General features: G+C 74.0%; 25 protein-coding genes and 3 pseudogenes. 8 read left to right on the forward strand and 20 right to left on the reverse strand.

All coding sequences use genetic code 11. The features are described from left to right. Positions 1 to 243 precede the first annotated feature (243 nt). Positions 244 to 1269, reverse strand: coding sequence for an adenosine deaminase (locus tag KIF24_RS19280; protein ID WP_221085239.1), 1026 nt, complete (start codon positions 1267 to 1269; stop codon positions 244 to 246). After that, positions 1266 to 2060: a trans-aconitate 2-methyltransferase gene (locus KIF24_RS19285; protein ID WP_221085240.1), complete on the reverse strand. Its 795-nt coding sequence runs from the start codon at positions 2058 to 2060 to the stop codon at positions 1266 to 1268. The genes KIF24_RS19280 and KIF24_RS19285 overlap by 4 nt, the downstream gene beginning before the upstream one ends. A gap of 95 nt (positions 2061 to 2155) precedes the next feature. Here KIF24_RS19285 and KIF24_RS19290 point away from each other — a divergent pair, with 95 nt between their 5' ends. Together KIF24_RS19290 and KIF24_RS19295 are read left to right on the forward strand one after the other, a co-directional pair. Next, a complete protein-coding gene (locus KIF24_RS19290; protein WP_221085241.1) occupies positions 2156 to 3139 on the forward strand; it encodes an aldo/keto reductase in 984 nt (327 codons plus the stop codon). Continuing rightward, on the forward strand, positions 3133 to 3390 hold the full coding sequence (locus KIF24_RS19295) for a hypothetical protein (protein ID WP_407940004.1): 258 nt from the start codon (positions 3133 to 3135) through the stop codon (positions 3388 to 3390). The genes KIF24_RS19290 and KIF24_RS19295 overlap by 7 nt, the downstream gene beginning before the upstream one ends. A 102-nt stretch (positions 3391 to 3492) precedes the next feature. Here the strand turns inward: KIF24_RS19295 and KIF24_RS19300 are convergent, their stop codons facing one another. The 7 genes from KIF24_RS19300 to KIF24_RS19330 all read right to left on the reverse strand — a co-directional run bounded on the left by KIF24_RS19300 (position 3493) and on the right by KIF24_RS19330 (position 7870). Further along, positions 3493 to 3696, reverse strand: a complete 204-nt coding sequence (locus KIF24_RS19300; protein WP_013732668.1) for a cold-shock protein — start codon at positions 3694 to 3696, stop codon at positions 3493 to 3495. Positions 3697 to 3985: 289 nt separating this feature from the next. Next, positions 3986 to 4258 carry a DUF4235 domain-containing protein gene (locus KIF24_RS19305; RefSeq protein ID WP_221085243.1) on the reverse strand — a complete coding sequence of 91 codons (273 nt, stop codon included), beginning with the start codon at positions 4256 to 4258 and terminating at the stop codon, positions 3986 to 3988. Next, positions 4255 to 4569 (reverse strand): DUF3618 domain-containing protein, encoded by a 315-nt coding sequence (locus KIF24_RS19310; protein WP_221085244.1) that lies wholly within the window; start codon positions 4567 to 4569, stop codon positions 4255 to 4257. The genes KIF24_RS19305 and KIF24_RS19310 overlap by 4 nt, the downstream gene beginning before the upstream one ends. Continuing rightward, the gene (locus KIF24_RS19315; protein ID WP_221085245.1) at positions 4566 to 5000 is read right to left on the reverse strand and encodes a phage holin family protein; all 435 of its coding nucleotides are present in this window, start codon (positions 4998 to 5000) and stop codon (positions 4566 to 4568) included. The genes KIF24_RS19310 and KIF24_RS19315 overlap by 4 nt, the downstream gene beginning before the upstream one ends. A 269-nt stretch (positions 5001 to 5269) precedes the next feature. Then, positions 5270 to 6466: a mechanosensitive ion channel family protein gene (locus KIF24_RS19320; RefSeq protein WP_221085246.1), complete on the reverse strand. Its 1197-nt coding sequence runs from the start codon at positions 6464 to 6466 to the stop codon at positions 5270 to 5272. Between the two features lie 121 nt (positions 6467 to 6587). Continuing rightward, entirely contained in the window at positions 6588 to 7409 is an 822-nt protein-coding gene (locus KIF24_RS19325) for a DUF1206 domain-containing protein (protein ID WP_221085247.1), read from the reverse strand. A gap of 89 nt (positions 7410 to 7498) precedes the next feature. Next, the gene (locus KIF24_RS19330) at positions 7499 to 7870 is read right to left on the reverse strand and encodes a hypothetical protein (RefSeq protein ID WP_221085248.1); all 372 of its coding nucleotides are present in this window, start codon (positions 7868 to 7870) and stop codon (positions 7499 to 7501) included. A 72-nt stretch (positions 7871 to 7942) separates the two neighbouring features. Between KIF24_RS19330 and KIF24_RS19335 the strand changes: the two genes are divergently transcribed. Next, a complete protein-coding gene (locus KIF24_RS19335) occupies positions 7943 to 8224 on the forward strand; it encodes a GNAT family N-acetyltransferase (RefSeq protein WP_230416652.1) in 282 nt (93 codons plus the stop codon). Here KIF24_RS19335 and KIF24_RS19340 read toward each other — a convergent pair. After that, positions 8208 to 9752, reverse strand: coding sequence for a glycoside hydrolase family 3 protein (locus KIF24_RS19340; protein ID WP_221085250.1), 1545 nt, complete (start codon positions 9750 to 9752; stop codon positions 8208 to 8210). The genes KIF24_RS19335 and KIF24_RS19340 overlap by 17 nt on opposite strands. Positions 9753 to 9890: 138 nt before the next feature. Between KIF24_RS19340 and KIF24_RS34060 the strand changes: the two genes are divergently transcribed. The 3 genes from KIF24_RS34060 (at position 9891) to KIF24_RS19350 (ending at position 12410) form a co-directional block, all read left to right on the forward strand. Beyond that, positions 9891 to 10013, forward strand: a complete 123-nt coding sequence (locus KIF24_RS34060) for a hypothetical protein (RefSeq protein WP_269440628.1) — start codon at positions 9891 to 9893, stop codon at positions 10011 to 10013. A 194-nt stretch (positions 10014 to 10207) separates the two neighbouring features. Further along, the gene (locus KIF24_RS19345; protein WP_221085251.1) at positions 10208 to 11839 is read left to right on the forward strand and encodes a RecQ family ATP-dependent DNA helicase; all 1632 of its coding nucleotides are present in this window, start codon (positions 10208 to 10210) and stop codon (positions 11837 to 11839) included. 67 nt (positions 11840 to 11906) lie between these two features. Then, complete coding sequence (locus KIF24_RS19350; protein ID WP_221087442.1) at positions 11907 to 12410, forward strand: hypothetical protein; 504 nt, start codon at positions 11907 to 11909, stop codon at positions 12408 to 12410. A gap of 99 nt (positions 12411 to 12509) precedes the next feature. Here the strand turns inward: KIF24_RS19350 and KIF24_RS19355 are convergent, their stop codons facing one another. Together KIF24_RS19355 and KIF24_RS19360 are read right to left on the reverse strand one after the other, a co-directional pair. Continuing rightward, entirely contained in the window at positions 12510 to 13274 is a 765-nt protein-coding gene (locus KIF24_RS19355) for an ABC transporter permease (RefSeq protein WP_221085252.1), read from the reverse strand. Further along, positions 13267 to 14232, reverse strand: coding sequence for an ATP-binding cassette domain-containing protein (locus KIF24_RS19360; RefSeq protein WP_221085253.1), 966 nt, complete (start codon positions 14230 to 14232; stop codon positions 13267 to 13269). Before KIF24_RS19360 ends, KIF24_RS19355 begins: the two co-directional genes overlap by 8 nt. Before the next feature lie 94 nt (positions 14233 to 14326). On the opposite strand from KIF24_RS19360, the gene KIF24_RS19365 reads away from it, so the two are divergent. Beyond that, the gene (locus KIF24_RS19365; protein WP_331461197.1) at positions 14327 to 15118 is read left to right on the forward strand and encodes a TetR/AcrR family transcriptional regulator; all 792 of its coding nucleotides are present in this window, start codon (positions 14327 to 14329) and stop codon (positions 15116 to 15118) included. Positions 15119 to 15127: 9 nt separating this feature from the next. Here the strand turns inward: KIF24_RS19365 and KIF24_RS19370 are convergent, their stop codons facing one another. From KIF24_RS19370 to KIF24_RS19405, 8 genes and pseudogenes are all read right to left on the reverse strand, one after another. Continuing rightward, positions 15128 to 16111, reverse strand: coding sequence for a DNA topoisomerase IB (locus KIF24_RS19370; RefSeq protein ID WP_221085255.1), 984 nt, complete (start codon positions 16109 to 16111; stop codon positions 15128 to 15130). Next, positions 16095 to 17048 carry a glycosyltransferase family 9 protein gene (locus KIF24_RS19375; RefSeq protein WP_221085256.1) on the reverse strand — a complete coding sequence of 318 codons (954 nt, stop codon included), beginning with the start codon at positions 17046 to 17048 and terminating at the stop codon, positions 16095 to 16097. Before KIF24_RS19375 ends, KIF24_RS19370 begins: the two co-directional genes overlap by 17 nt. Further along, positions 17045 to 17740, reverse strand: coding sequence for an SDR family oxidoreductase (locus tag KIF24_RS19380; RefSeq protein ID WP_221085257.1), 696 nt, complete (start codon positions 17738 to 17740; stop codon positions 17045 to 17047). The genes KIF24_RS19375 and KIF24_RS19380 overlap by 4 nt, the downstream gene beginning before the upstream one ends. Next, positions 17737 to 19224, reverse strand: a pseudogene (locus KIF24_RS19385) (PfkB family carbohydrate kinase). Before KIF24_RS19385 ends, KIF24_RS19380 begins: the two are co-directional and overlap by 4 nt. Positions 19225 to 19234: 10 nt before the next feature. Further along, positions 19235 to 19897 carry a D-sedoheptulose-7-phosphate isomerase gene (locus tag KIF24_RS19390; protein ID WP_221085258.1) on the reverse strand — a complete coding sequence of 221 codons (663 nt, stop codon included), beginning with the start codon at positions 19895 to 19897 and terminating at the stop codon, positions 19235 to 19237. Then, positions 19894 to 21113, reverse strand: a pseudogene (locus tag KIF24_RS19395) (glycosyltransferase). The gene KIF24_RS19390 and the pseudogene KIF24_RS19395 overlap by 4 nt, the downstream one beginning before the upstream one ends. After that, complete coding sequence (locus KIF24_RS19400; protein ID WP_221085259.1) at positions 21104 to 22075, reverse strand: glycosyltransferase family protein; 972 nt, start codon at positions 22073 to 22075, stop codon at positions 21104 to 21106. The pseudogene KIF24_RS19395 and the gene KIF24_RS19400 overlap by 10 nt, the downstream one beginning before the upstream one ends. Then, a pseudogene (locus KIF24_RS19405) lies at positions 22072 to 23880 on the reverse strand (HAD-IIIA family hydrolase). The gene KIF24_RS19400 and the pseudogene KIF24_RS19405 overlap by 4 nt, the downstream one beginning before the upstream one ends. A 327-nt stretch (positions 23881 to 24207) precedes the next feature. On the opposite strand from KIF24_RS19405, the gene KIF24_RS19410 reads away from it, so the two are divergent. Then, on the forward strand, positions 24208 to 24975 hold the full coding sequence (locus tag KIF24_RS19410) for a polyprenol monophosphomannose synthase (protein WP_221085260.1): 768 nt from the start codon (positions 24208 to 24210) through the stop codon (positions 24973 to 24975). Position 24976: the final 1 nt, after the last annotated feature.

Genomic DNA, 24976 nt, shown 5'->3' on the forward strand with positions numbered 1-24976 from the left:
TCCCGGCCGGCCGGTCCGGCTGACAGGATCAGCACCGGAACCAGCAGTTCCACCGGCCCAACGCTCCCAGCGCACACCGGCCGGTGGAGCCGTGCGCGCGGCGGGAGACACGGTCCCCCCACACCTCACTCCCGCCGCGCGCCACGTCTCGTCGAGCCGGCCGGCCCGCACCGTTTCCCGCAGGGTCAGGTAGGCGTCATCGCGGTCGCTGCGTCGGGTTCGCCGATCCGCGCGGCCGTGCGGTCAGCGGAGTGTCCGGGACAGGTGAGCGTCGATCTCCGCAATGATCCGCTGCTTGCCGGCGTCGTCGAGGAAGGCCGCGGTCACCGCGTTGCGGGCCAGGTCGGCCACCTGCGCCGGATCGGCGTCGAGCAGCCGGGCGGCCACCGCGTACTCGTCGTCCAGGGTGGTGCCGAACATCGGCGGGTCGTCGGAGTTGATGGTGACCAGCACCCCGGCCTCGACCAGTCGGGGCAGCGGGTGCTCGTCGAGGCGCGGCACGGCCCGGGTCCGGATGTTGGAGGTCGGGCACACCTCCAGCGGGATCTGCCGCTCGGCGAGGTAGGCGAGCAGTTGCGGATCCTGGGCGGCGGAGATGCCGTGGCCGATGCGTTCGGCGCCGAGCTCGTGCAGCGCGTCCCAGATCGTCTGCGGGCCGGTGGTCTCACCGGCGTGTGGCACCGAGTGCAGCCCCGCCGCCCGCGCCCGCTCGAAGTAGGGTCGGAACTGCGCCCTCGGCACCCCGATCTCGGGGCCGCCCAGACCGAAGCTGACCAGCCCGTCGGGGCGTTCCTCCAGGGAGATCCGCAGCGTCTCCTCGGCCGCCGGCAGCCCCGCCTCGCCGGGGATGTCGAAGCACCAGCGCAGCTCGACGCCGAAGTCGGCGGCGGCCCGCTTGCGGGCGTCCTCGATCGCCTCGCAGAACGCCGGTGCCGGGATGCCGCGCCGCACGTGCGAGTAGGGCGTCACGGTCAGCTCGGCGTAGCGGACCTGCTGACGGGCCAGTTCCCGGGCCACCTCGTGGGTGAGGATCCAGACGTCCTCCTGGTCGCGGATGAGGTCCACGACGCTGAGGTACAGCTCGATGAAGTGGGCGAAGTCGCGGAAGACGAAGTAGTCGGCCAGCAGTTGCGGGTCGGCCGGAACGGGGGTGTTCCCCTCGTGCCGGGCGGCCAGCTCGGTCACGATCCGGGGCGAGGCGGAGCCGACGTGGTGCACGTGCAGCTCCACCTTGGGCAGACCGGCGATGAAGGTGGGCAGATCGGTCACGAACTCTCCTGGGCGCGGGCGCCGGTGCGGGCGACGGCGAAGATCCGTCGGAACGGGAAGTACACCTGGCCGTGCCGCACCGGGTACGCCTCGGCGAGGCGTACCGCCAGCGCGGCCCGGAAGGCGGACCAGCCGGCGTCGTCCAGCGCGGCCCGGACGGGGCGCAGCGCGGTGCCCTCCATCCAGGTCAGCACGGGATGGTCCGCGTCGGGACGGGCCGCCAGCAGGTGCACGTAGGTAGTCTCCCAGGCGTCGACGACGCAGCCGGCGGCGGCCAGCGACCCGGCATAGTCGACCGGGTCGGCGACCGGGGCCTCCCGCTGCAGTGGGGCCAGCTCCGCCTGCCAGGGCGGGCGCCCGGCCACCTCCCGCAGCGCACGGTGCGACGGTGCGTCGAAGTTGCCGGGCACCTGCATCGCCAGCCAGGCGCCGGCGGGCAGCTCGGCGGCCCAGCGGGTGAGCAGTTCCCGGTGGCCGGGCACCCACTGGAGCACGGCGTTGCTGATCACCACGTCGGTGTCCGGCCGGGGGTGCCAGTCCCGCACGTCGGCGACGCCGAAGCCGACCCGGGTGTCGAGCGAGTTCGCCCGCGCGATCATCTGCGGCGAGGAGTCCAGCCCGACGATCCGGCTGTCGGGCCACCGGGCGGCGAGGCCGGCGGTCAGGGTGCCGGGGCCGCAGCCGAGGTCGACCACCGTCCGCGGCCGGTCGGCGGCCACCCGGGCGAGCAGGTCGTGGAACGGCCGGGAGCGTTCGTCGCCGTGGCGCAGGTACACCGCCGGATCCCACATGTCGCCTCCGTGGCCACCTCATAAACCGTACGTCCGTCTTTTAACCGTACGGCCCGGCATCCGCTCGGGCAACGACGGTCACTAGGCTCAGTGCCATGGAGCAACGTACCTTCCCCCGGATGGGCCGGCAGGTCGGAGTGGTCGGGCTCGGCGCCTGGCAACTCGGCGCCGACTGGGGCACCGTCACCGAGGACGACGCGATGGCGGTGCTGAGCGCCGCGGTCGACGCCGGCGTCACCTTCCTGGACACCGCCGACGTCTACGGCGACGGGCGCAGCGAACAGCTGATCGGCCGGTTCCTGGCCGCCCACCCGCAGGCCGGGCTCACCGTGGCCACCAAGATGGGCCGCCGGGTGGCCCAGACCCCGGCGGCGTACACCGTGGACAGCTTTCGTCAGTGGACCGACCGGTCCCGGGCGAACCTCGGCGTGGACACGCTGGACCTGGTGCAGTTGCACTGCCCGCCCACGGCCGTCTTCGCCGACGGCACGGTCTTCGACGCCCTCGACACGCTGGTGACCGAGAAGCGGATCGCCGCGTACGGCGTCAGTGTGGAGACCTGCGACGAGGCGCTCACCGCGATCGCCCGGCCCGGGCTGGCCAGCGTCCAGATCATCCTCAACGCGCTGCGCCACAAGCCGCTCGAACGCGTGCTGCCGGCCGCGTCGGCCGCCGGCGTCGGCATCATCGCCCGCGTCCCGCTGGCCAGTGGCCTGCTCTCCGGTCGATACGACGAGCGGACGACCTTCGCCGCCGACGACCACCGCAGCTACAACCGGCACGGGGAGGCGTTCGACGTCGGCGAGACCTTCTCCGGAGTCGACTTCTCGACCGGCCTGGCGGCCGTCCGGCGGCTGGCCCCACTCGTCGGCGACGACCGCACGATGGCCCAGTTCGCCTTGCGCTGGGTGCTCGACCAGCCGGGGGTGACCGTGGTCATCCCCGGCGCCCGCGACGCCGCACAGGCCCGCGGCAACGCCGCCGTGGCCGGCCAGTCACCCCTCTCGGCGGGGGAACTGGCCGAGGTGACGGCGGTCTACGACGAGCTGATCCGCCCGCAGGTGCACCACCGCTGGTGAACGGCGCGCCCGCCGGTGGCCCGACCACCGGCGGGCGCCGACAGAGGGAGACCGCGATGAGCGGCTGGTTCCGGCTCACACTCGGCCTGCTGGCCGTGGTCGTGGGTGCCGTCTGGACGGTGCAGGGTCTCGGCTATGTCGAGGGCAGCGTGATGACCGGCCAACGGATCTGGGCGATCCTCGGCCCGGCGCTGGTGCTGGTCGGGCTGGCCCTGCTCTGGCTGGGGATTCGTGCCCGCAGTCAGCGCTGAGAGTCGGTGCGGATGCGGAAAGCCCCGCGTCCGTCGGAACGCGGGGCTTCGCACTGATTCGGGGACTGCCTCGCCACTGGCCGGCCGTCGCCGACCGGTGCCTCAGAGGGGGCGGACCTGCTCGGCCTGCGGACCCTTCTGGCCCTGGGCGATCTCGAACTCCACCCGCTGATTCTCCTCCAGCGTGCGGTAGCCGCTGGACTGGATGGCCGAGAAGTGGACGAACACGTCAGCACCCCCGCCGTCGACGGTGATGAAGCCGAAGCCCTTGTCAGCGTTGAACCACTTCACGGTTCCCTGCGCCATGTGTATCTCCTTCTAAAACTGGCGGCCGAGCACGCCGTGCGGCCGATTGGCCGTTTTCGAGCAGCGGTGCCTGAGGCGGCCCCCGGTTAAGGAGACTTCTCTCAACCCACGCCGTCTCACAACAGCGTGGAACAGCAAACCACGTACGCAAAAACTTCGCATAGCCCAGACGACGAAATTCTCCGACATGTGACCTGACGGATGCGTACGATCCGCTGGGCGGCGGCGCGGGACAAGGCGAAAGGCCCCCTCGCCGACGACCGGCGGGAGGGCCCCGAACGCACACGCCCTAGTCGGGCCACCGGCCGGTGAGGCGGCGTACGCCGACCGCGCCGCCCCGGTCCACGGCGGCCCGGACGGCGGAGAAGATGGCACCCTGCAACGCGGCCGCCGCGAGGATCTCGCCCCAGCGGCGGTCCTCGTCGGTCGGGTTGGGGGCCTCACCGTCACCGGCGGTCATCTTCCACACCTGACGGAAGACCGCCCCCGCGATCGCACCGGCGGCGAAGCCCATGAGCACGCCGACCGGCTTGTAGGCGGCCTTGCCGATTCCCCTGCTCACCCGCGCCTCCCTCGAATGATCATCAGCACCACCGCGGCGGCGACCGCACCGACCGCGAGCGCGACGAACGGCGTGGGCCCCTGCCGGCCCCGCCCCTGCGGGTGGGTGAGGCCGGACTGTGCACGGACCCGGGCGACGGTCAGCGCCGCCTGCGCCCGCACCCGCTCCCGCGCCTGGTCCGCCGAGGACTTCAGTCGCTTCTTGACGTCGGCCTTCGCGGCCAACGCCTCCATCGTCTCGCCCAGTTCCACCCGGGTGCGCCGGATGTCCGCCCGCAGCGCCTCGGTGTCACCGGTGCCGTTGCGTGTCATACCCGTCCCCTGTCCTTGACCGCGGCGCTGACCACGTCGACGTCGGCCCGCAGGCTGCGCACGGTCGCCTGGGGGACAGGCGGGACCGCCCGGCTGACCTGCCGCTTGCCGATCAGCGCAAGCACACCGGCGATCAGGAACACGGCAGCCGCCACGATCAGGGCAGCCGCCCAGGCCGGCACCACCAGGGCCAGCAGCAGGATCGTGGCGGTGACCAGCGCGCCGAGGCCGAAGAAGGCGAGCGCCCCGCCGCCGGCGAGCAGGCCGAGGCCGATACCGGCGTGCTTGCCCTTCTGCGTCAACTCCGCGCGGGCGAGCGTCAGCTCGTCGCGGACCAGGCGCGACACCTGCTCCGCCGCCCGCTGGACCAGTTCGGCGGTGGACGGCTCACTCCCGTTGTGGGACGTACGGGCGTTCGCCACGTCAGCCATGCTGTCCCCCTCTCGTCATCACCGCGCTGTATGCCCGGAGTCGCCGCTCGCCAATCCTGTCTGTGCGGTTTTCGGTCCGGAACGGTCCACCGCGCCCGTCGTGCCGGCGACGGCGCGACGGTGCAGGAGCAGAAGCGTCGCGCAGCAGGTCCCCAGGAAACGCCCCGCCAAACGTCCCACCCCGCCGGCCGCGCCACCGCTCCCCTCCCCCAACGCCCCCACCCCCGTCCAGGTCACGACCCACCGACCACCACCAGCGCCGACCCGGGTCAGCGGCGGGAGTCGGCGGATTCGTCGGGGCCGACGAAGGCCTCGTTGCGGGCCTGGCCGTCGTCGCTGCCGCCGAAGATCCGGGAGTCGTCGGGCATCTCGGCCTCGCCGTTGCGGCGCGACGACTGCCGGGGCTGCACCCACTGCCAGGGCAGGTTGCCCGCGCCGTCGCCGACCTCGGTGCGCAACCGGGGCATCGCGGTGGGCCGGTGATCGCGTACCCAGGCCACCAGGTGCTCCCGGACCAGGCAGCGCAGGTCCCACAGGGCGCCCGCGTTGCCGGCGCTCACCAGGGCACGGACCTTGATCATGCCGCCGGTCGCGTCGGTGACCTGAAGCACGCAGACCCGGCCGTCCCACAACTCGGTGGCCTGCGCCAGGCGGCGCAGTTCCTCCCGCATGGTCTGGACCGGGATCGACCAGTCCACCTCGAACTCGGCGGTGCCCAGGACCGCCGCCTCGGTGCGGGTCCAGTTCTGGAACGGGGTGTTCGTGAAGTAGGAGGTGGGCAGGATCAGCCGCCGGTCGTCCCAGATCTGGACCACCACGTAGCTGAGCGTCAACTCCTCGATCCGGCCCCACTCACCCTCGACCACCACCACGTCGTCGAGGCGAACCGCGTCGCTGAAGGCCAGTTGCAGGCCGGCGAAGAGGTTGCCCAGCAGACTCTGCGCGGCCAGCGCGGCGACGACACCGACCACACCGGCGCTGGTCAGCACGCCGGCTCCGATGCCCCGGACGGAGGGGAAGGTCATCAGCATCACGCCGACGGTCAGCACGACGATCACCACGACGGTCACCCGGCGCAGCATCACCACCTGGGTGCGCACCCGCCGGGCGTGCCGGTTGTCCGGCACGTCCACCCGGAACCGGGCCAACGCGGTGTCCTCGACCACCACCAGCAGGGAGGCGACCAGCCAGGCGGTGGCGGCGATGACGGCGAGCACCAGCAGGTGCAGCAGCGCCTGGCGCCACGGGGTGCCGATGCCGTACCCGGTGCTGAAACGGACGGCGAACTGCACGGCGAGCACCGTGACAGCGACCTGGAACGAGCGGTGCGCGTGCTCCGTCAACTCGGTCAGCAGCGTCGACCGGCGGCCCCACCTCCGGGTGAGGCGGTGCACCACCTCGACCACGACAAGGGCGATCGCCGCCGCGGCGAGCGCGGCGACGACCGTCATGAGGTAGCTGTCCACGTGTTACTTCTCCTTCCGGCCGACGGCAAGATCCGGCACAGTGGCGATCAAGATCCGGCAAAGGGGCAATGGTGCCCTGGATCGCCGTCGTCGGCCACCGCGGGGCCTGCGGAGGAGAGGGTCAGACCTTGCGGTAGCGGGACTGTAGGAAGCAGTATGCGCCGAAGGCGGCGATACCCAGCGCAACGAGGGTGAGCAAAATCGCGCCGTACGACTGGTCCCGCAGCGTCCGCAGCGCGGCGTCCAGGCCCCGGGCCTGCTCCGGGTCGTAGTTCACCGCGGCCAGCACGACCAGCCCGCCGGTCACGGCGAACGCCGTGCCCCGGGCGGCGTAACCGGCCACGCCGAGCCGGCGGGCGAGCTTCGTGGTCCGGGCGTTCATCTGGCCGGCCTTCAGGCGCTTCATGAACTTCTTCTGGATCCCGTAGACCGCCATGCCGACACCGATCCCGGCGAGGACCAGGCCGGCGAGACCGACGAGCCACCGGCCACCGGTGGACTCCATCAGCCGGGCGCTGAGTTCTTCCTGCTGCGACGCGCTGTCGGAGTTGGCGTTGGAGAAGACCTTCCAGGCGGTCCAGGCCAGCCAGAGGTAGATGATCGTGCGGGCGGCAGAGACGACCCGCTCCTTGAGCCGGTCGTCGCCCCGCTCCGCGCGGTGCCCGACGGCAGCCTCGAGGGCCTGCCAGATCGCCATGGCGAGCATGCCGACGGCGATGGCGATGACGACGAACGTGCCCGTCGGCTGCGCGGCGAGGGTCCGCAACGCACCGGACTGGTCGCCGTCGTCCGATGAGTTGCCGAAGGCGATCTGCAACGCCAGCCAGCCGAACAGCAGGTGCACGATCCCGTAGCCGATGAAACCGGCCCGGGCGAGAAGTTCCAGCCACCGGCTGTCGGCCGTACGGGCAGCGGTGGTTTCGGCGTTCCGGGTGAGAGACATGGCGCCTCAATCTCCGGCGGCGAAGATTTCCAAACGTGGCCGGCCACCACCGGGGGCGGAGGCCGGCCGGACCACCGGGGCTGCCGCGCTCAGCCGGCGTTTCGCTCGATGCGGACCTTCACCTCGGAGTCGGTGACGCTGTCCAGGGTGACCGCGAGGCCACCCACGTCGGCGGCCTGCTGCCCGACGGTCAGCGACAGTTGCTCACCGGCGACCTCGATGGTGACCACGTCGTCCTGCGCCTCGATGAGCTGGGCCTCGACGCCGAGGATGCTGGCCCGGGCGTCCACCCCCCGATCGAAGGTCACCGTGCAGGCGTCCAGCCCGCAGTCGGTGCTGGCCCCCTCGGAGCTACAGCCGGCCAGCAGGGCGGCACCGAGGGCGAGGCCGGCCAGCAGGCCGAAGGTCTTCCGGTTGGCGAGGAGGCGAAGGTTCTTACCAGCGGGGGATCGGTTCGTCACACCGCCAGCGTACGAGACGTCGGCGAAGTGCTCCGGGGCCGGCGTTGACCTGTGGACAATGGGCGGGTGAGCATGCTGGTCGAGGACGATCCCGCCAAACACCGCTACGAGATCCTGGTCGACGACGCGCTGGCCGGCTTCACCGCGTACCTGCTCCGCGGCGAGGTGCTGGTCTTCACCCACACCGAGGTCGATCCGGGCTACCAGAACATGGGCGTCGGCTCGGCGCTGATGCGCGGCACGCTGGACCAGGTCCGCGCGCAGGGCGGGCGCGTGGTGCCCCAGTGCCCGTTCATGGCCGCCTTCATCGAACGTCACCCGGAGTACGCCGACCTGGTCACCAGCCCGGTGTGACGACGGCACCGCCGAGCAACTCGGCGGTGGCCCGGCCCGCGGCCCGGGTGGCGCCGTGGGTGGCGATGTGCACCCCGCCGGTGATCAGCGCCGGCACCCCCAGCTCGACCACCACCGCATCGGGCCGGGCGGCCAGCGCCCGGCCGACCGCGTCCCGCATCCAGCCGTGCCGGTGCAGGTCGCGCACGACCAGGACCAGCGGCCGGCCCGCGGCACCGGCGGCCGGGTCGACGGGCACGGTGGTCTCGGCGTACCGGACGCCCGTGGTGCCCGGCACGAGCGCGGTCAGCGGCGCGGCCACCCCCCACGGGGTCTCCGACCCGATCGCGATGTTGTGCGGCGGCTGGAACTCCACCACGTGCGGCGGGCCGGTCAGCGGCAGCGCGGTGGCCTCCCCGCCGCTGGTGGTGACCCGGATCGCCCGACGTGCCGCGGTCAACCCGACCGCCGAGCCGACGCCGGCCGCCGTCCCGGCACCGACCGTGGGAGCGCCGGTGCCGGGACGGGCGGTGCGGGCCGCCACCGTCCAGGCCGCGAGTTGGCCGACCCGCTTGGCCGCCTCCGCCAGTCGCTCCTCCGGCAGGTCGCCGGCGAGAACCGCGTCGACGATGGCGTCGCGCAGGTAACGGGCCGTCTCCTCGTCGGCGTGCTCGCCGCCCACACAGACCGCGTCCGCACCGGCCGCCAGCGCCCGCACCGCCGCGCCGGCGAACCCGTACCGGCCGGCGACCGCGCGCATCTCCACCGCATCGGTCACCACGACACCGTCGAAGCCCATCTCCTCACGCAGCAGTCCGCCCAGGATCCGGCCGCTCAGGGTGGCCGGCAGCTCGGGATCCAGCGCCGGCACCAGCAGGTGCCCGGTCATCACCGCCTGGACGCCCGCGGCGACGGCGGCCCGGAAGGGCGCCAGCTCGACGGCGTGCAGTCGGGCCCGGTCGGCGGCGATCCGGGGTAGGTCGTGGTGCGAGTCGACCCGGGTGTCGCCGTGGCCGGGGAAGTGCTTGGCGCAGGCGGCGACCCCGCCGGACTGCAGACCGCGCACCCAGGCGGTGGTGTGCCGGGCGACCAGCGACGGTTCGGCGCCGAACGAGCGGACACCGATCACCGGGTTGTCCGGATTGGAGTTGACGTCGGCGTCCGGCGCGTAGTTCAGGGTGATCCCGGCGGCGGCGAGTTCGACGCCGAGGTCCCGGGCGACCTCCTCGGTGAGCGCCGGGTCGTCCACGGCGCCGAGGGCTAAGTTGCCCGGGCGGGAACTTCCCCGGCCGGACTCGATGCGGGTGACGTCCCCCGCCTCCTCGTCGATGGCGACGATCACGTCGGGACGCTCCGCGCGCAGCGCGGCGGTGAGCGCGGTGACCTGCGGGGAGTCCACGACGTTGCGGCTGAACAGCACCACCGAGCCGAGCCCCTCGCCGAGCCAGCGACAGATCCACGCGGGCGGGACGGTGCCGACGAAACCGGGCTGCAGGACCGCGGCCGCCAGGGCCGCCAGATGTCTGTCTCGCTCGCTCCGCTCACTCATACGGTCGCCGTACCCCCGCCTTTTTCCGCCGTGGACTCCCCCGCCAGCCGGCGGTGCAGACATGGTCACACCCACGCCACCGAATAGTCAATAAACCTTACAGTTGCCGCCACGCCCGGCTGCCGCCACAGTGCGGGGATGGACCCGATGCTGCTGGCCGACGCGACGAGCCCGGCCGACATCCCCGGCGTACGCCTGCTCGGTCTGGTGGTCGGCGGCCTGCTGCTGCTCCTCGCCATCCGGGCGATGTTCCGGCGCTGAGCCGACCCGGGCGCGACCCGGGCCGCCCGGAGTACCGCCTGCCCGACTGGCCGGGACTCCTCGACCTCCACCGGCGCGACGTGCCGCCCCGGCCGAGTTGAGCCGGCTCCGGCCGCGGCCCGTCGCCCGCGGTCGATGCCGGACCGGCACCAGCGGGTTTCCGCGCCGACCCACCCGGGTACCTGCGGTCCTCGATGAAGCTGACCACGCACTCGATGTCGTTGCGCCGTGCCGCGCGCAGCCTGTTCGGCTGGACCGCCCTGCGCCCCAACCAGCTGGCCGCGATGCGCGCCGTGATGCGGCGACGCGACGCACTGGTGGTGCTGCCCACCGGCGCCGGAAAATCGGCGATCTACCAGATCCCGGCAAGCCTGATCCCGGGGCCGACCGTGGTCATCTCGCCGCTGCTCGCACTGCAACAGGACCAGATCGCCGCGCTCAACGAGCGACAGCGACCGGAACTGCGGGCGGTCCGGATCAGCTCGGACGAGTCACCGGCCCAGCAGGCCGAGGCGATCGCCGAGATCCGCGACGGCCGCGCCGAGTTCCTCTTCATCACCCCCGAGCAGCTGGCCAACCCGGACCGGCTGGCCGAGGTCGGTGCCCTCGGGCCGGCACTGGTGGCGATCGACGAGGCGCACTGCATCTCCGCCTGGGGCCACGACTTCCGCCCGGACTACCTCGCCCTCGGCCAGCTCATCGAGGGCATCGGCCGGCCCCCGGTGGTCGCGTTGACCGCCACCGCCTCCCCGCCGGTACGCGACGACATCGTCGCCCGGCTGCGGCTGCACCGGCCCGAGATCGTGGTCTCCGGGCTGGACCGTCCCAACCTCTTCTTCGAGGTGGCGCACTGCCCCACCGAGGACTACCGGTGGCGACGGCTGATCACGTTGCTGCGCGACGACGGGCGGCCGGGCATCATCTACGTCCCCACCCGACGCGCCGCCGAGGAACTGGCCGCCCGGCTGACCGAGGCGGGCTTCCCCGCGCAGTGCTACCACGGTGGGATGCCGGCCAGCGCCCGTGCCCGGCTGCACGAGGCGTTCCTCGCCGACCAGGTGCCGATCATGGTGGCGACCTCGGCGTTCGGCATGGGCATCGACAAGCCGAACATCGCCTGGGTGGCGCACATGGCGCTGCCCGACTCACCGGACAGCTACTTCCAGGAGATCGGCCGGGCCGGGCGCGACGGCCAGCCGGCCCGCGTACTGCTGCTGTGGCAGGCCGAGGACGTGGGGTTGCAGCGTTACTTCAGCGGCGGCCTGCCGGACACCACCGAACTGCGGGACCTGGCCGCGCTGCTGCGCCGCCAACCGACCACCCGCAAGGAACTGCGGGCCGTCACCGGGTTGGGCCCGCGCAAGCTCGGGCAGTACCTCGCCCTGCTGGAGCAGGTCGGTGCGGCGCAGCCCCGGGCGGGCCAGCGGGTCGGCGCGCCCCGCTACGCCCCGACTCCGGTCGACGCGGCCGCCGCCGCCGTGGCCGAGGCGGAACGGCAGCAGAGCCTGACCCGGTCGCGTACCGACATGATGCGCGCCTTCGCCGAGACCAGCGGCTGCCGGGGGCAGACGCTGCTGGCCTACTTCGGCGAGCAGATGACCGAGATCTGCGGGCACTGCGACAACTGCCACGCCGGCACCAGCGTCGCCGACGACGGCGCGTCCGGGCCGTTCCCGGTACACAGCCAGGTCCGGCACCCGGACTGGGGCACCGGCCTGGTGCTCAGCTACGAGGAGGGCCGGATGACGGTCCTGTTCGACGAGGTCGGGTACAAGACGCTTTCGGTGAGCGTGGTGTCCGAACAGGGACTGCTGACGCTGGCATAACCTGGGCCGGCCGCGGACGGCGGCGCGTCCGGGCGAGAACGTGGACGACGAGTGGGAGGGGCAGGTCGTGATCGAAGAGCCGGCGTACACCGGTTTCGGTTTTTCCGACGAGGAGTGGGGGCTGCTGGTCGGCCTGCCACAGTCGGTGCTCACCGCGGCGAGCGCCGCCGAGTCCGACGGCACGAAGGCGACGATGACCGAGAGCGCCGCCGGCCTGGAGACCATCTCCGCCGGACGGGAGTCGGCCAGCCCGCTGGTGGCGGCCGTGGCCGGCGAGATCGTGATCCGGGTGGGCGACCCGGAGGCCGGCGAGGAACTGCCGGCCATCGAACCCGACGATCCGCGCGCCTACGCCGAGGACGTGCTGGGCCGCGCCAAGGCGGCGTCGGCGTTGCTGGCGGCGCGGCTGGACGAGGGCGAGGCGGGCGCCTACCGGCACTGGCTGGTGGAGATCGCCGAGCAGGTCGTCGGTGCCGCCACCAGCGGCGGTCTCCTCGGTCTGGGCGGGAGCGTGGTCAGCTCGTCGGAGCGGCGCTTCCGCGACCGGCTGGCCCAGGTCCTCAACGACTGATCCCCACCCACACAGATCGTCGATCATGAGGTTGGCGGCAGTCTCGATCTCGAAGACCGCCGCCAACCTCATGACCGATCGGGGGTGGGGCCGCGTCGGTCAGGCGACCCGGCGCCGGAACAGCAACCCGGAGAGCACCACCGCGACGGCCAGCAGGCCCAGACACCAGGCCGCCGCGCGGGCCGGCGCCGAGCCGACCGGGGTGTCCAGCAGCAGCCCCCGCAGGGACTCGATGACCGGCGTGACGGGTTGGTTCTCCGCGAAGCCGCGCAGCCAGCCGGGCATGGTCTCGACCGGCACGAAGGCGCTGCTCGGGTAGGGCAGGAACATCACCAGGAAGGTGTAGCCGCTGGCCGCCTCCGGGGTGCGGGCCAGCAGGCCGAACGCCGCCGACAGCCACGACACCGCCAGCAGGAACAGCAGCAGTACGCCGGCGGCGGCCAGCCAGCGCAGCGGCTCGACGGCCGGCCGGAACCCGATGGCGACGGCGACGCCCAGCACCAGCGCGGTGGACACCGTGTTGCGCGCCACGCTGGCCACCACGTGCCCGGTGAGAATCGAGGTGGCGCCGACGTCCATCGTGCGCAGCCGCTCGATCATGCCGTTGGTCAGGTCGGTGGTGACGCTGACCGCCGTCCCCGCCGCACCGAAGCCGGCACAGAGCAGCAGCACGCCGGGCACCACATAGGTCACGTACGCGGAGCCGGTCTCGATCGCCCCGCCGAAGAGGTAGACGAAGAGCAGCATCAGGATCACCGGCAGCAGCAACGAGGTGAGCAGCGCGTCGATGTTGCGCCGGGACAGCCGGACGCATCGGGCGATCATCACCGCGGCCTGCGCCGGCCGGCCGGTCAGCTCAGACATGGGCCACCTCCCGCTCCGGGTCGGCCGGACGGCCGGTCAGGGTGAGGAACACGTCGTCGAGGGTGGCCTCCCGGACGGTGAACCGGACCACCCCGTGCCGGTCCGGGTCGACCTCGTCGAGCAGGCCGCGTACCTGTGGCGCGCTGCCGTCGGTGGCCACCGACAGCGTTAGCCGGGCCGGCTCACGATGGGTGGTCCGCTCGCCCAACCGGCGCGCCGCCTCGGCGAAGCTGGCCTCGTCGCGCCAGGTCAGCTCCAGTCGCTGGGCACCGAAACGGCCCTTGAGTTCGGCCGCCGTCCCGTCTGCGACGAGCCCGCCGTGGTGCAGCACCATGATCCGGTCGGCGAGGCGGTCGGCCTCCTCCAGGTACTGCGTGGTGAGCAGCACGGTCACCCCGGCCCCGGCCAGCTCGCCGATCACCTCCCACAGCCCCTGCCGACTGCGCGGATCCAGGCCGGTGGTGGGCTCGTCGAGGAAGATCACCGGCGGCGTACCGACCAGGCTCGCCGCCAGGTCGAGGCGCCGCCGCATCCCACCGGAGTAGGTCAGGACCCGCCGGCCGGCGGCGTCGGCCAGGTCGAAGCGGTCCAGCAACGCGGCGGCGCGGTCGCGGGCCGCCGCGCCACCGAGCCCGACCAGCCGGGCCAGCATGGTCAGGTTCTCCACGCCGGTCTGCCCGTCGTCGAGCGCCGCGTGCTGGCCGGCGAGGCTGATCGCCCGGCGCACCCGGCGCCGCTCGCGCACCACGTCGTGACCGGCGACCCGGGCACTGCCCGAATCCGGCCGGGTCAGCGTGGCCAGGATCCGCACCGTGGTGGTCTTGCCGGCGCCGTTCTGGCCGAGCAGGGCGTGTACGCCTCCGGTGGGCACCCGCATGGTCAGGCCATCGAGGACGACGACGTCACCGAAGGACTTGCGCAGGTCGACCAGCTCGACCGCCGGCGGTCCGTTCGCCATAATCACCCTCCGTAATCTGCGTATGACATACGCTCTAATGCGTGGACCATACGCAGAGGATAGGGTGAGGGTCAAGACCGGTCCTGGAGGTGGAGTGGACGACGCCCACGTCGAACTGCCCGAGAACATCGCGCTCGCCTGGGGGTTGCGCGAGCGCCCCAGCCGTGGCCCGAAGCGCAGCCTGAGCCTTGATCAGGTGATCGCCGCCGGGATCCAGGTAGCCCAGGCCGAAGGGCTCCCGGCGGTGTCGATGAGCCGGGTCGCCGCCGAGCTGGGCGTGGCCACCATGTCGCTCTACCGGTACGTGCCGACCAAGCAGGACCTGCTCGACCTCATGGTCGACATCGCCTTCGGTCCACCGCCCCGCCCGCGCGGCCCGGACGAGGGCTGGCGACCGGCGCTGGCCCGGTGGGGCGAGGGAAATCTCGTCGCGCTGCGCCGGCAGCCCTGGATGCGACACGTGCCGATCAGCGGTCCGCCGATCAATCCCAACCAGGTGCGCTGGATGGAGTACGGGCTCGCCGCGTTGCGCGGCACCGGCCTGCGGGCCGCCGAACGGATCTCCACCATCATGCTGGTCAGCGGGTACGCCCGCAGCTGGGCCACGCTCACCGCCGATCTCGCCGAGGCCGCCGCCCGCACCGGGCGGACGCCCGAGGAGGTGGGCCTGCGCTACTGGCAACAGCTGGCCGTGGTGACCGCTCCCGGCCCGTACCCGGCCATCCACGAATTGCTGTCCGAGGACGACGAGGACGACGGGGACATCGACGCGGAGTGGCGGTTCGGACTGGACCGGGTGCTCGACGGCGTGGCGATGCTGATCGAGGCCCGCGCCGCCGGCCCGGCCCGCGACGGCGGCGTGGGCCCGTCCGGCGCCGGTGGTTGAGCCCGCCGGTCAGGCCCGCTCCAGCAGGGTCAGCACCGCCTGCTCGGCCTGCTCGCGAGGAGTCTCCGCGCCCACCGGCACCACCACACCGTCGTGGAACAGGTCCACCACCCGCGGGTCCACGTAGGACGCCCGAGCCACCGTCGGTGTGTTGCCGAGCAGCTCCGCCACCTGCCGCATCACCGACACCACCGCCCGCCGCCGGGCCGTCGGAGACCGGGGCGAGCCGAGCGCGGCCAGTTCGGTCGCCGCCCGCACCGTCGCGTGCCAGGTACGGAAGTCCTTCGCGGTCATCTCGCCGCCGCTGGCCTCGCGCAGGTACTCGTTGACCTCGTCGGCGCGCACGTCCCGCCAGTGCCGCCCGTCCCAGTAGCCGAACAGCCGGTCCGCCGCCCGCCGACGACGGCGCAGGTTGGCCAGCACCCGGCACAGCTGCGGATCGGAGACCCGCCGCACCTGCTCGACGCCGCCCTTGGCCGGGAACTCGAAGACCACGCAACCCCCGCGGAACCGGGCGTGCTCGGGGCGCAGCGTGGCCACCCCGAACGTCGGGTCGTCACCCGCCGCGTACTGGTCGCTGCCGACCCGGAACGTGCCCATGTCGAGCAGCCGGGTCACCGTCGCCAGCACCCGCTCGCGGCACAGCCCCCGCCCGGCCAGGTCGTCGCCGACCCGCTCGCGCAGCACCGGCAACCGGCGGGCCACCTCCCGCACGTGGTCGAACTTCGCCTCGTCCTGCCGCTGCCGCCAGAGCGGGTGGTAGAGGTACTGCCTGCGACCGGCGACGTCGACGCCGGTGGCCTGGATGTGCCCGTTCGGGTGGGGCGAGATCCAGACCTCACGCCAGGCGGGCGGGATGACCAGGGCGCGCAGCCGGGCCAGCTCGTCGGGGTCGCGTACCGGCCCGCCGCCCGGGTCCAGGAACGACCAGCCCTGCCCCCGCCGGCGGCGCCCGTACCCCGGACGGCCCGGGTCGCTACGCCGCAACCGCACGGTCCGCACGCACCGCCCGTTCCACCTCGCCGACCGCGGCCAGCACCTCGTCGACGCCGATGGCGGCCACCGACGGACGGCGGCCCGTCCCCGCCGCACCGGGCGGGTCTCCCGGGCCGGCCCAGAGCACCCGGTGCCGCCGACGTCCCGGGGGCGGACCCCACCGGCTGGGCGGGACCGGGCCGAACAACACCACCGAGGCGGTGCGGTAACCGGTGGCCAGGTGCGCCACCCCGGTGTCGCCGCTGACCACCAGCCGGGCGTGCGCGACCAGGGCGGCCAGCTGGGCCAGGTCGGTCCGGCCGGCCAGGACCGCGGCGGCGGGCAGTCCGGCGGCCTGCGCGATCCGGGCGGCGCCGGCCCGCTCCGGCGCGCTGCCGGTCACCACGACCCGGTGCCCGCGGGCGGTCAGCTCCCGGGCCAGCGCGGCGTACCGCCCGGCCGGCCAGCGCTTGGCCGGGACCTTCGAGCCGGGATGCAGCACCGTGACCCCGGTGTGCCCGGCCATCCGGTGCGGCCGGCGCAGGTCCAGCTCCGTCGGATCGGCCGGGACACCGTAACCGCGCAGCAGCCGGCACCAGCGTGGCACCTCGTGCTCGTCGTCGTCCCAGTCCGGGCCGTCGGCGTGCCCGGCGTCGGCGTTGGCGAAGGCGAGCAGCCGCTCGGGGCGGAGGGCCGTGAGCAGCCGGTGCGAGTCCGGACCTCGGCCGTGCAGGTTGACCGCGATCTCGACGGTCCCGGTCGGCCGGTCCAACCGGTCCAGCCCGTCGGTGGGCAGCAGCCGGTCGACGCCGCCGACCAGCTCGACCAGCGGCCCGAGCCAGCCCGGCGCAGCGAGCACCAGCTCCCGATCGGGGTACGCCGCCCGCAGCGCCCGCAGCGCCGGGACCGCGGTGGCCAGGTCACCGACGCCGAGGGCACGCAGCGCCAGGATCACGGGTAGGAGGTCTCCTGCTCGGCGCAGACCACCATCTCGCGCACCGCGCAGCCGGCGGGCTGGGACAGCGCGAACATGACGGCGGCGGCGGTGTCCCCGGGGTCGTTGAGGATCGCCTCCGGGCCCGGACGGTACTGCGGATCGCGGTCGTCGAAGAAGGCCGTCCGCATCCCGCCCGGCACCAGCAGCGTGACACCCACCGTCCCGGCCAGTTCGGCGGCGAGCGCCCGGGTGAACCCGACCACCCCGAACTTCGCCGCGCAGTACGCCGTCGCGTCGCTGACCGCCTTGACCCCGAGGGTGGAGGCCACCGTGACGACGGTGCCGCGGGACGCCGCCAGGAACGGCAACGCGGCCCGGATCACCGCGGCGGTGGCCAGCAGGTCGACGGTGACGATCCGCTCCCACGTCGCACCGGGCACGTCGGCCAGCCGGCCGGGCACGTCGATGCCGGCGGCGGTGACCACGGCGTCCAGCCCGCCCACGCGTTCGGCCAGCTCCCGGGTGGCCGCCTCCGCGGCCCGGGTGTCGGCCAGGTCGCACTCGACCCACGGCACCCCGTCACCCGGCGCCTGCCGGTCCAGCACCAGCGGCCGGCCGCCGGAGGCGGCCACCGCCGCCACGACCGCCGCGCCCAACCCGCTGGACCCGCCGCTGACCAGTACCGTCCGGCCGGTGACCGGAGCGTTCATCGGACGACCTCCGTGCTCTCCGGGGCGACCGCCGGGCTCGTCGAGATCGACGTCCCGGTGTCGGGACGTCCGGACGAGCGGCCGGCGGCGGCGATCATCTCCGTGGTGGAGCGGCCGTCCAGGTACGGCACCACCACGGCGTGGCCTCCCCAGCGGCGCAGGATCTCCGCCTCGGGGAGGCTGTCGCCGTCGCCGCCACCGGTGGTGTAGTCACCGCCCTTGACCCAGATGTCCGGGCGCAACCAGGACAGCGCCGCCACCGGCGTCGGCTCGTCGAAGATCATCACCGCGTCGACACAGCTCAGCGCGGCCAGCAGGCGGCTGCGGTCGGCCTGGCGCATGACCGGCCGGTCCGGCCCCTTCAACCCGCTGACGCTGGCGTCCGAGTTGAGGCACACCACCAGGCAGTCACCGAGCTGGCGGGCGGCCTGCAGGGTCGCCACGTGACCGGCGTGCAGCAGGTCGAAGCAGCCGCCGGTGGCGACGACCGTCCCACCGTCGGCCCGGACCCGGGCCACCGCGGCGGCCGCGGCGGCCACCCCGACCCGGTCCCCGGCCATCGCGGCGTGCACCGCCTGCGGGGCCCGGCGCACCGGCGGCGGCAGAGCCGTCGCCACCCCGCCGTGCGCCACGTACGCCGACGCCTCGACCACCGCCTCCTGCACCGCCTCCGAGACCAGCGCCCCACGGGCCAGGGCCAGGCTCGCGGCGACGGCGAAGCGGTCCCCGCGCCGCATGTGTCCCCTCGGCCGCCACCGGGGCGGGCACCACCAGCGGGATCGATCCGGCGTGGCTGAGCAACGCGCCGTCGGCGCCCAACGTCACCGCGACCGCACCCGCCCGCCACCGCTGCCGCAGGCGCTGCGCGCCCTGGGACGCGGTGGCCAGCCGGGTGACCCCCGCGGGCGCCTCCATCAGCTCACGCACCTCCGCCTCGTTCGGCGTGACCAGGTGCGCACCGGGCACCGCCGCCGGCCCGCGCGGATGCGGATCCCACACCACCGGAGCCGAGATCGACGCCAGCGCCGCCCGCAGCGCGCTCTGCCGCGCCAGCCCCGGCCGTAGTCGCTGACCAGCACCACCGACGCCCGGTCGAGCACGCGCAGCACCGCCTCGGCCGGCTCGCCCGACTCGCCGGCGCCGCCACCCCGGTCGTGGCGCAGCAGCACCCGGCCACCGGCCCGCAAGCGGATCTTCTCCGGCGTCGCCCCGGCCAGCCGCAGCGGGTACACCTGCACCCCGGCGGCGGCCAGCAACACGCTCAACCGGGCCCCGCCGGCGTCGTCGGCCAGCGCGGTGACCAGCACCACCTCGGCACCCTGCGCGGCGGCGAAGACGGCGGAGAGGCCGGCGCCGCCCGGCCGGTCGACGTGCGCGGCCTCGTCGAGCACCGGCACCGGCGAGTCCGGACAGAGCCGGTTGACCACCCCCTCGACGTCCCGGTCGAGCAGGGTGTCACCGAGCACAACCACGGGTCCCGTCACGCTCTCCTCCTCACGCCTGCACCGACCGGTCGGTGCCGCCCTCCAGCACCACCTCGACGCCGGCACGCACCGGACCGGCGGCCGGCGCGGCGGGCACCTCCTGTGCCACGTACGCCTCCATCGCCTGCTCGACGTACTCGCAGAGCAGGTGGCTGGAGACCAGGTGCAGTTCCTGGACGACCTGGGTGTCCGGCGAGTCCACCGCGAGCACCTCGTGGCAGGTCCCGGCGAGCGGGTTCGGGGCCGGACCGGTGAACGCCCAGCAGCGCAGACCCGCCTCCCGGCCGGCCCGCGCGGCGGCGAGCAGGTTGCCGCTGCCCCCGCTGGTGGACAGCAGCAACAGGACGTCGTCGGGCCGGCCGTGGGCGCGGACCTGCCGGGCGAAGACCTCCTCGTAGCCGTAGTCGTTGCCGATCGCGGTCAGCGCCGAGGTCTCGGCGTGCAGGGCGATGGCGGACAGCGGCTGGCGGTCGTCACGCAGCTTGCCGACCAGCTCCGCGGTCAGGTGCTGCGCCTCGGCGGCACTGCCGCCGTTGCCGGCGACGAGCAGCCGGCCGCCGGCGGTGAGCCGCTGTGCCAGGGCCGCACCCCAGCGGGCGAGCAGCGGCTCGCAGTGCCGGTACGGCGGCAGCGCCGCGGCCAGGTGCGCCAGGTGCGTGTCGAGCAGGGTCACCGGGCCACCACCCGGCTCGCGCGGTGCACGGCGGCCACCTCGGCGTAGACCTCGGCGAGGCGCTGGGCGGTGACCGCCCACGAGTAGTGCCGCCGGACGCGGTCGCGCGCCGCGCCCGCGTACGCGAACCGGCGGATCCGGTCGGCGAGCAGCCCGCGCAGCGCCTCCCCAACGCCCGCGGGTCCCGCGCCGGCACCAGGTCTCCGGTCACCCCGTCGACGACCGTGTCGCGCAGGCCACCGACGGCGGTCGCCACCACCGGTATCCCGCACGCCATCGCCTCCAGCGGGGTCAGGCCGAACGGCTCGTACCAGGGCGCGGCGACCAGGATGTCGGCCGAGCGGTACCAGCGGCCCATCTCCTCACGGGGCACCGCGCCGACCAGCCGAACCCGGTCGGCGACGCCGCAACTGCCGGCGAGGGCCCGCAACCGCCGGGCGTACGGGTCGGTCTCCAGCAGGCCGGCCGGCGGGCCACCCACCACCACGCACTCGGCGTCGGGCACGTGTGCCATCGCGCGCACCACCGTCTGGAAACCCTTGCGTTCCACCAGCCGGCCCACGGTGAGGATCCGGGCCCGCCCGGGTTCCCGCTCGGCGGCCGGACCCAGCGGGGCGAAGGTGCCCAGGTTCACCCCGGACGGGATGACGGTCATCCGCGACCGGGGCACCCCCATCCGGACCAGCTCGCCCACCTCGTCGCGGCACTGGGCGACCACCCGGTCCACCGAGCGGCCGAGCTGGAGTTCGTAGCCGACCCGCCGCGCCGGGCTGGTGTCCTGCACGCCCTGGTGGCGGCGCTTGACGGTGCCGAGCGCGTGGTACGTCTGCACCACCGGCACCCCGGTCTGCCGGCTCGCCTCCAGCGCCGCCAGGCCACTCATCCAGAAGTGCGCGTGGATCACGTCGGGAACCCAGTCCCCGCCGCGCCACCGGTCGACCAGCCAGGCGCTGAACGGCCGCATGTGCGGCAGCAGCGCGTCCTTGGTCACCGGCTCGGCCGGTCCGGCGGGCACGTGTACCACGTCGTAGCCGTCCGGGTTGCGTACGGTCACCGGCAGGTCCACCGCGTCGCGGCGCGTGTAGACCCGCACGTCGTGCCCGGCGGCGGCGAGCGCGGCGGAGAGTTCCGCGACGTGCGTGTTCTGGCCGCCGGCGTCCTCGCCACCCAGGATGGCGAGCGGGCTGGCATGCTCCGAGATCATCGCTATCCGCATACTTCCTCCTCCAGCAGCCGGTCCCAGTCGGCGAGGAAACGGTCGAGGCCGTAGCGTTCGCGGGCGGCGGCGCGGGCCTCGGCGCCCGCCCGGCGCGCCCGCTCCGGCTCCGCGACGAACCGGCCGGCGGCCTCCAGCAGGCTGTCCACCCGGGTGGAGAGCGCGCCGGCACCGGGCGGCACCGCCGCCACCGCCTCGGTGGTGGCCAGCGCCACCACCGGCATGCCGATCGTCATGGCCTCGATCAGGCTCAGCCCGAGCGAGGTCCACCGGCACAGGTGCAGGTATGCCCGCCGGCGCGCCAGCTCGGCGTGCATCCGGTGCTGCGGCACGTCGTCATGGCTGGTCAGCCGCTCGGCGGGCAGACCGAGGTGAGCGCCCAGCCCGGCCACACCCATGCCGAAGACGTCCAGCGGGGCGATCTCGGCGAACCGGGGCAGCAGATCGGTGCCGGTGACCCGCCACCGGCGTACCGGCTCGTTGATCACGACGGCCAGCCGGTCCAGCTCGCCGGTGTACTCCACCGCCGGCGCCACGACGCCGTGGTCGACGACGGTGGTACGGGTCGAACCGGTGTCCCAGAAGAGTTCGTTGAACGCGGTCACGTGGGCGATGAGCAGGTCGTCCCGGTCGGCCATCGGGTGGCGGCTGTGCGGGACGTTCCCGTCCTTCGGGGTGTTGTGCTCCACGTAGATCGCCGGCAGGTCGCGGCCCGGCCGGCGGCCGAGCCATTCGGCGGCCAGGTCGATCTCCTCGGGACGTTGCAGGATGACCACGTCGACCTCGGCGGTCCGCAGCTGCTGCGGGCTCACCTCCGCCGCGCTCTCCGGCCAGGTGTACGTGCGGGCCCGGCCCAGCCCGTACGGACCGCGGTCCCCGGTGGCCGGGACCAGGTAGCGGTGCTTGCCGTGCACGAACGAGGTGGTCCAGGACCCGTGCACGTGCCAGAGCAGGATGTTCATCGGCCGCTCCCGCCACTGGTGGCCCCCGCCGGTGCCGCCCGCGACATCGCCGCGCCCACTGCCGCCGTGGTCGGCGCCCGGTCCGGCGGCACGCCGAGCAGCCGTAGGGCGTCGAGGACGGCGCCCGGATCGAGGTTGGTGAGGCAGGGGTGGCCGGGCACCGGGCAGCGCGCGGCCCGGGTGTCGCGGCACGCCGCGGTGGCGTCACCGAGCCGCACCGTCGGCACCCGCCAGGGCCCCCACTGGCCGAAGGGGACGGTGGGGGCGAAGAGGCTGACCACCGGCACCCCGTACGCGGCGGCCAGGTGCGCCGGGCCGGTGTTGCCGACCACCACCGCCCCGGCGGCGGCGACGACACCGGCCAGCGCCGTCAGCCCGGTACGGCCGCCGAGATCCCGGCAGTGCCGGCCGGCCACCCGGGCGGTCAGGTCACGCTCCTGCGGGCCGCCGGTGACCACCACCCGGTGACCGGCGGCGGTCAGCTCCCGGCGATCCGCCCGGCCAGCTCGGGCGGGCAGCCCCGGGCCTGCGCCGCCGAGCCGGGATGGAGCACCACGTATCCCGGCTCGCCGACCTCGGGTGGGGGCGGTGGCACCGGGCGCAGCCGCAGTACCGGCTCGTCGCCCTCGGCCAGCGCGTAGCCGGCGGCGGCGGCCAGCGACAGGGCCCGTTCGGCCTCCGGGACGCCGACCGGCACCCGGTGGCGTACGTCGAGCAGGCTGCCGGGGTAGTCGTCGCTGATCGCGGAGATCCGCCCGACGCCGGCCATCCGCAGCAGCAGGGCCAGTGGCAGCGGCGACTGGTGGAAGGAGGTGAAGACGACCGCCTCGTCGGCCGCGACGGCGGCCAGCCTGGCGACCAGACCGGCCATCTCGGCGGGATCCACCGACTCCGGGACCGGGTCGATCCAGGGCAGCCGGTGCTCGACGATGTCGTCGACGCCGGGCAGCAGTTCCGCGGCGGCCCGACCGCGCGGGCCGCAGAGCAGCACCACCCGCTCGGCCCCGGCGGCGACCGCCCGGATGCCCGGCCCGGTCACCAGCACGTCCCCGCCGAGTCGGAGCGCACCACCAGGACCGTCCGGCCCCGGCCGGCAGGTCCGGCACGGGCTCCGCGGCGGGTGGCGGCGGTGTGATCCCGCGCCGCGCCGGGCGGCAGCGACTCCGCCGGACGCCGTGCCCCCGCCGGACGCGACGGTTCCGCCGGACGCGACGGTTCCGCCGGGCGCAACGATTCCGCCGGGCGCAACGATTCCTGCCGGCGCAACAGCTCCGCGACGGCCGACGGCAGGTCGGCGGCCACCCAGGGGCCGCCGCGACCTCCTCGGGCCGGGTCACCGGCGTGGGCACCAGCAGCCCCGCCGCACCGGCCGCCAGCGCCGCGGTGACGTCCCGGCCGATGTCGCCGATCACGGCGCACCGGGCGGGGACGGTGCCCAGCGCCCGGGCGGCGGCGTGCACCAGGCCCGGCGCCGGTTTGCGGCACGCGCAGGCGTCCCCGTCGTCGTGCGGGCACACCTGCCAGGAGTCGAAGGAACCCAGCAGCGCCTCGATCCGCCGGTGCACCCGGTGCAGCTGCGCCTCGGTGAACAGGCCCCGGGCGAGCCCGGACTGGTTGGTCACCACGGCGAGCTTCAGCCCGGCCGCCCGCAACCGGTCCAGCGCCGCGCGGGCACCCGGCATCGGACGCACCTTGTCCGGATCTCCGTTGTACGGCACGTCCTCGATCAGGGTGCCGTCCCGGTCCAACAGGACCGCGTCGAACAGGACGGGCCTCGACGAGACCTGGTCGACACCGGCCAGCAACCCGGCTGGCCTGCGCTGATCCGGCTCCCCACGGTCCTGTCGCACGGGCGGCGGGTTCCCGGCGCCCCGGGGAGTAAACGTCGACCGCGGCGGTCGGCGGTACCGCGCCGACGGCACCCGCACGCCGCCCGGGGTGGCCTTACCCACGGCCCCCGAGAAGCTAACCCGGCAGCCCTGTCGGCCGCGGCGACGGGCGGGTACGGCCGGGCTGACCGACGGCACCACCGCCCCCGCGCGACCGCCCCGGGCACGGGGAGCCATTTCACCCCGGAAGGGACAAGTAGTTACGCTCTCGGGGAGCCCTGTCCGCAGACCGAGGATGTTCCCATGATCGAACCCGTCCAGTTGCCCTCGCCGTGGCGGGACGTGCGCCTGACCGTCGTGGTCCCGACCTACAACGAGGCGGGCAACCTGCCGGCGCTGGTCGAACGCCTCCTCGCGCTGCCCCTTCCCCGCCTGAGGGTGCTGGTCGCCGACGACAACTCCCCCGACGGCACCGGCGAGGTCGCGGACAAGCTCGCGATCGAGCATCCCGAGCGGATCGAGGTCGTGCACCGGCCCGGCAAGGAGGGCCTCGGTCGGGCGTACGTGGACGGGATCAGCCGGGCCCTCGACGGCGGAGCCGAGTACGTGGCCCAGATGGACGCGGACCTGTCCCACCCGCCGGAGGCGTTGCCGGGGATGCTCGGCGCCCTGCTGTCCACCCAGGCCGGTGTGGTGATCGGGTCACGATACGTGCCGGGCGGCGAGCTGGACGAGAACTGGCCGCTGTACCGCCGGGCGCTCAGCGGCTGGGCGAACCTCTACGTGCACACGCTGCTGCGGGTGCGGATCCGGGATCTGACCGCCGGCTTCAAGATCTGGCGGGCCGACGCGCTGCGGAACATCGGGCTGGAGCGGGTCCAGTCCAACGGCTACAGCTTCCAGGTCGAGATGCACTATCTCGCCACCAAGCTGGGGCACACCATCCTCGAGGTGCCGATCCGGTTCGAGGAGCGGCGCGACGGCGCCTCGAAGATGACCACCGCTACCAAGATCGAGAGCGCGCTGATGCCGTTCAGGCTCCGCACCCGACACCGCAACATCGAGCGCTGAC

The sequence above is a fragment of the Micromonospora tarapacensis genome (assembly GCF_019697375.1).
GTDB classification, from domain to species: Bacteria; Actinomycetota; Actinomycetes; order Mycobacteriales; family Micromonosporaceae; genus Micromonospora; species Micromonospora tarapacensis.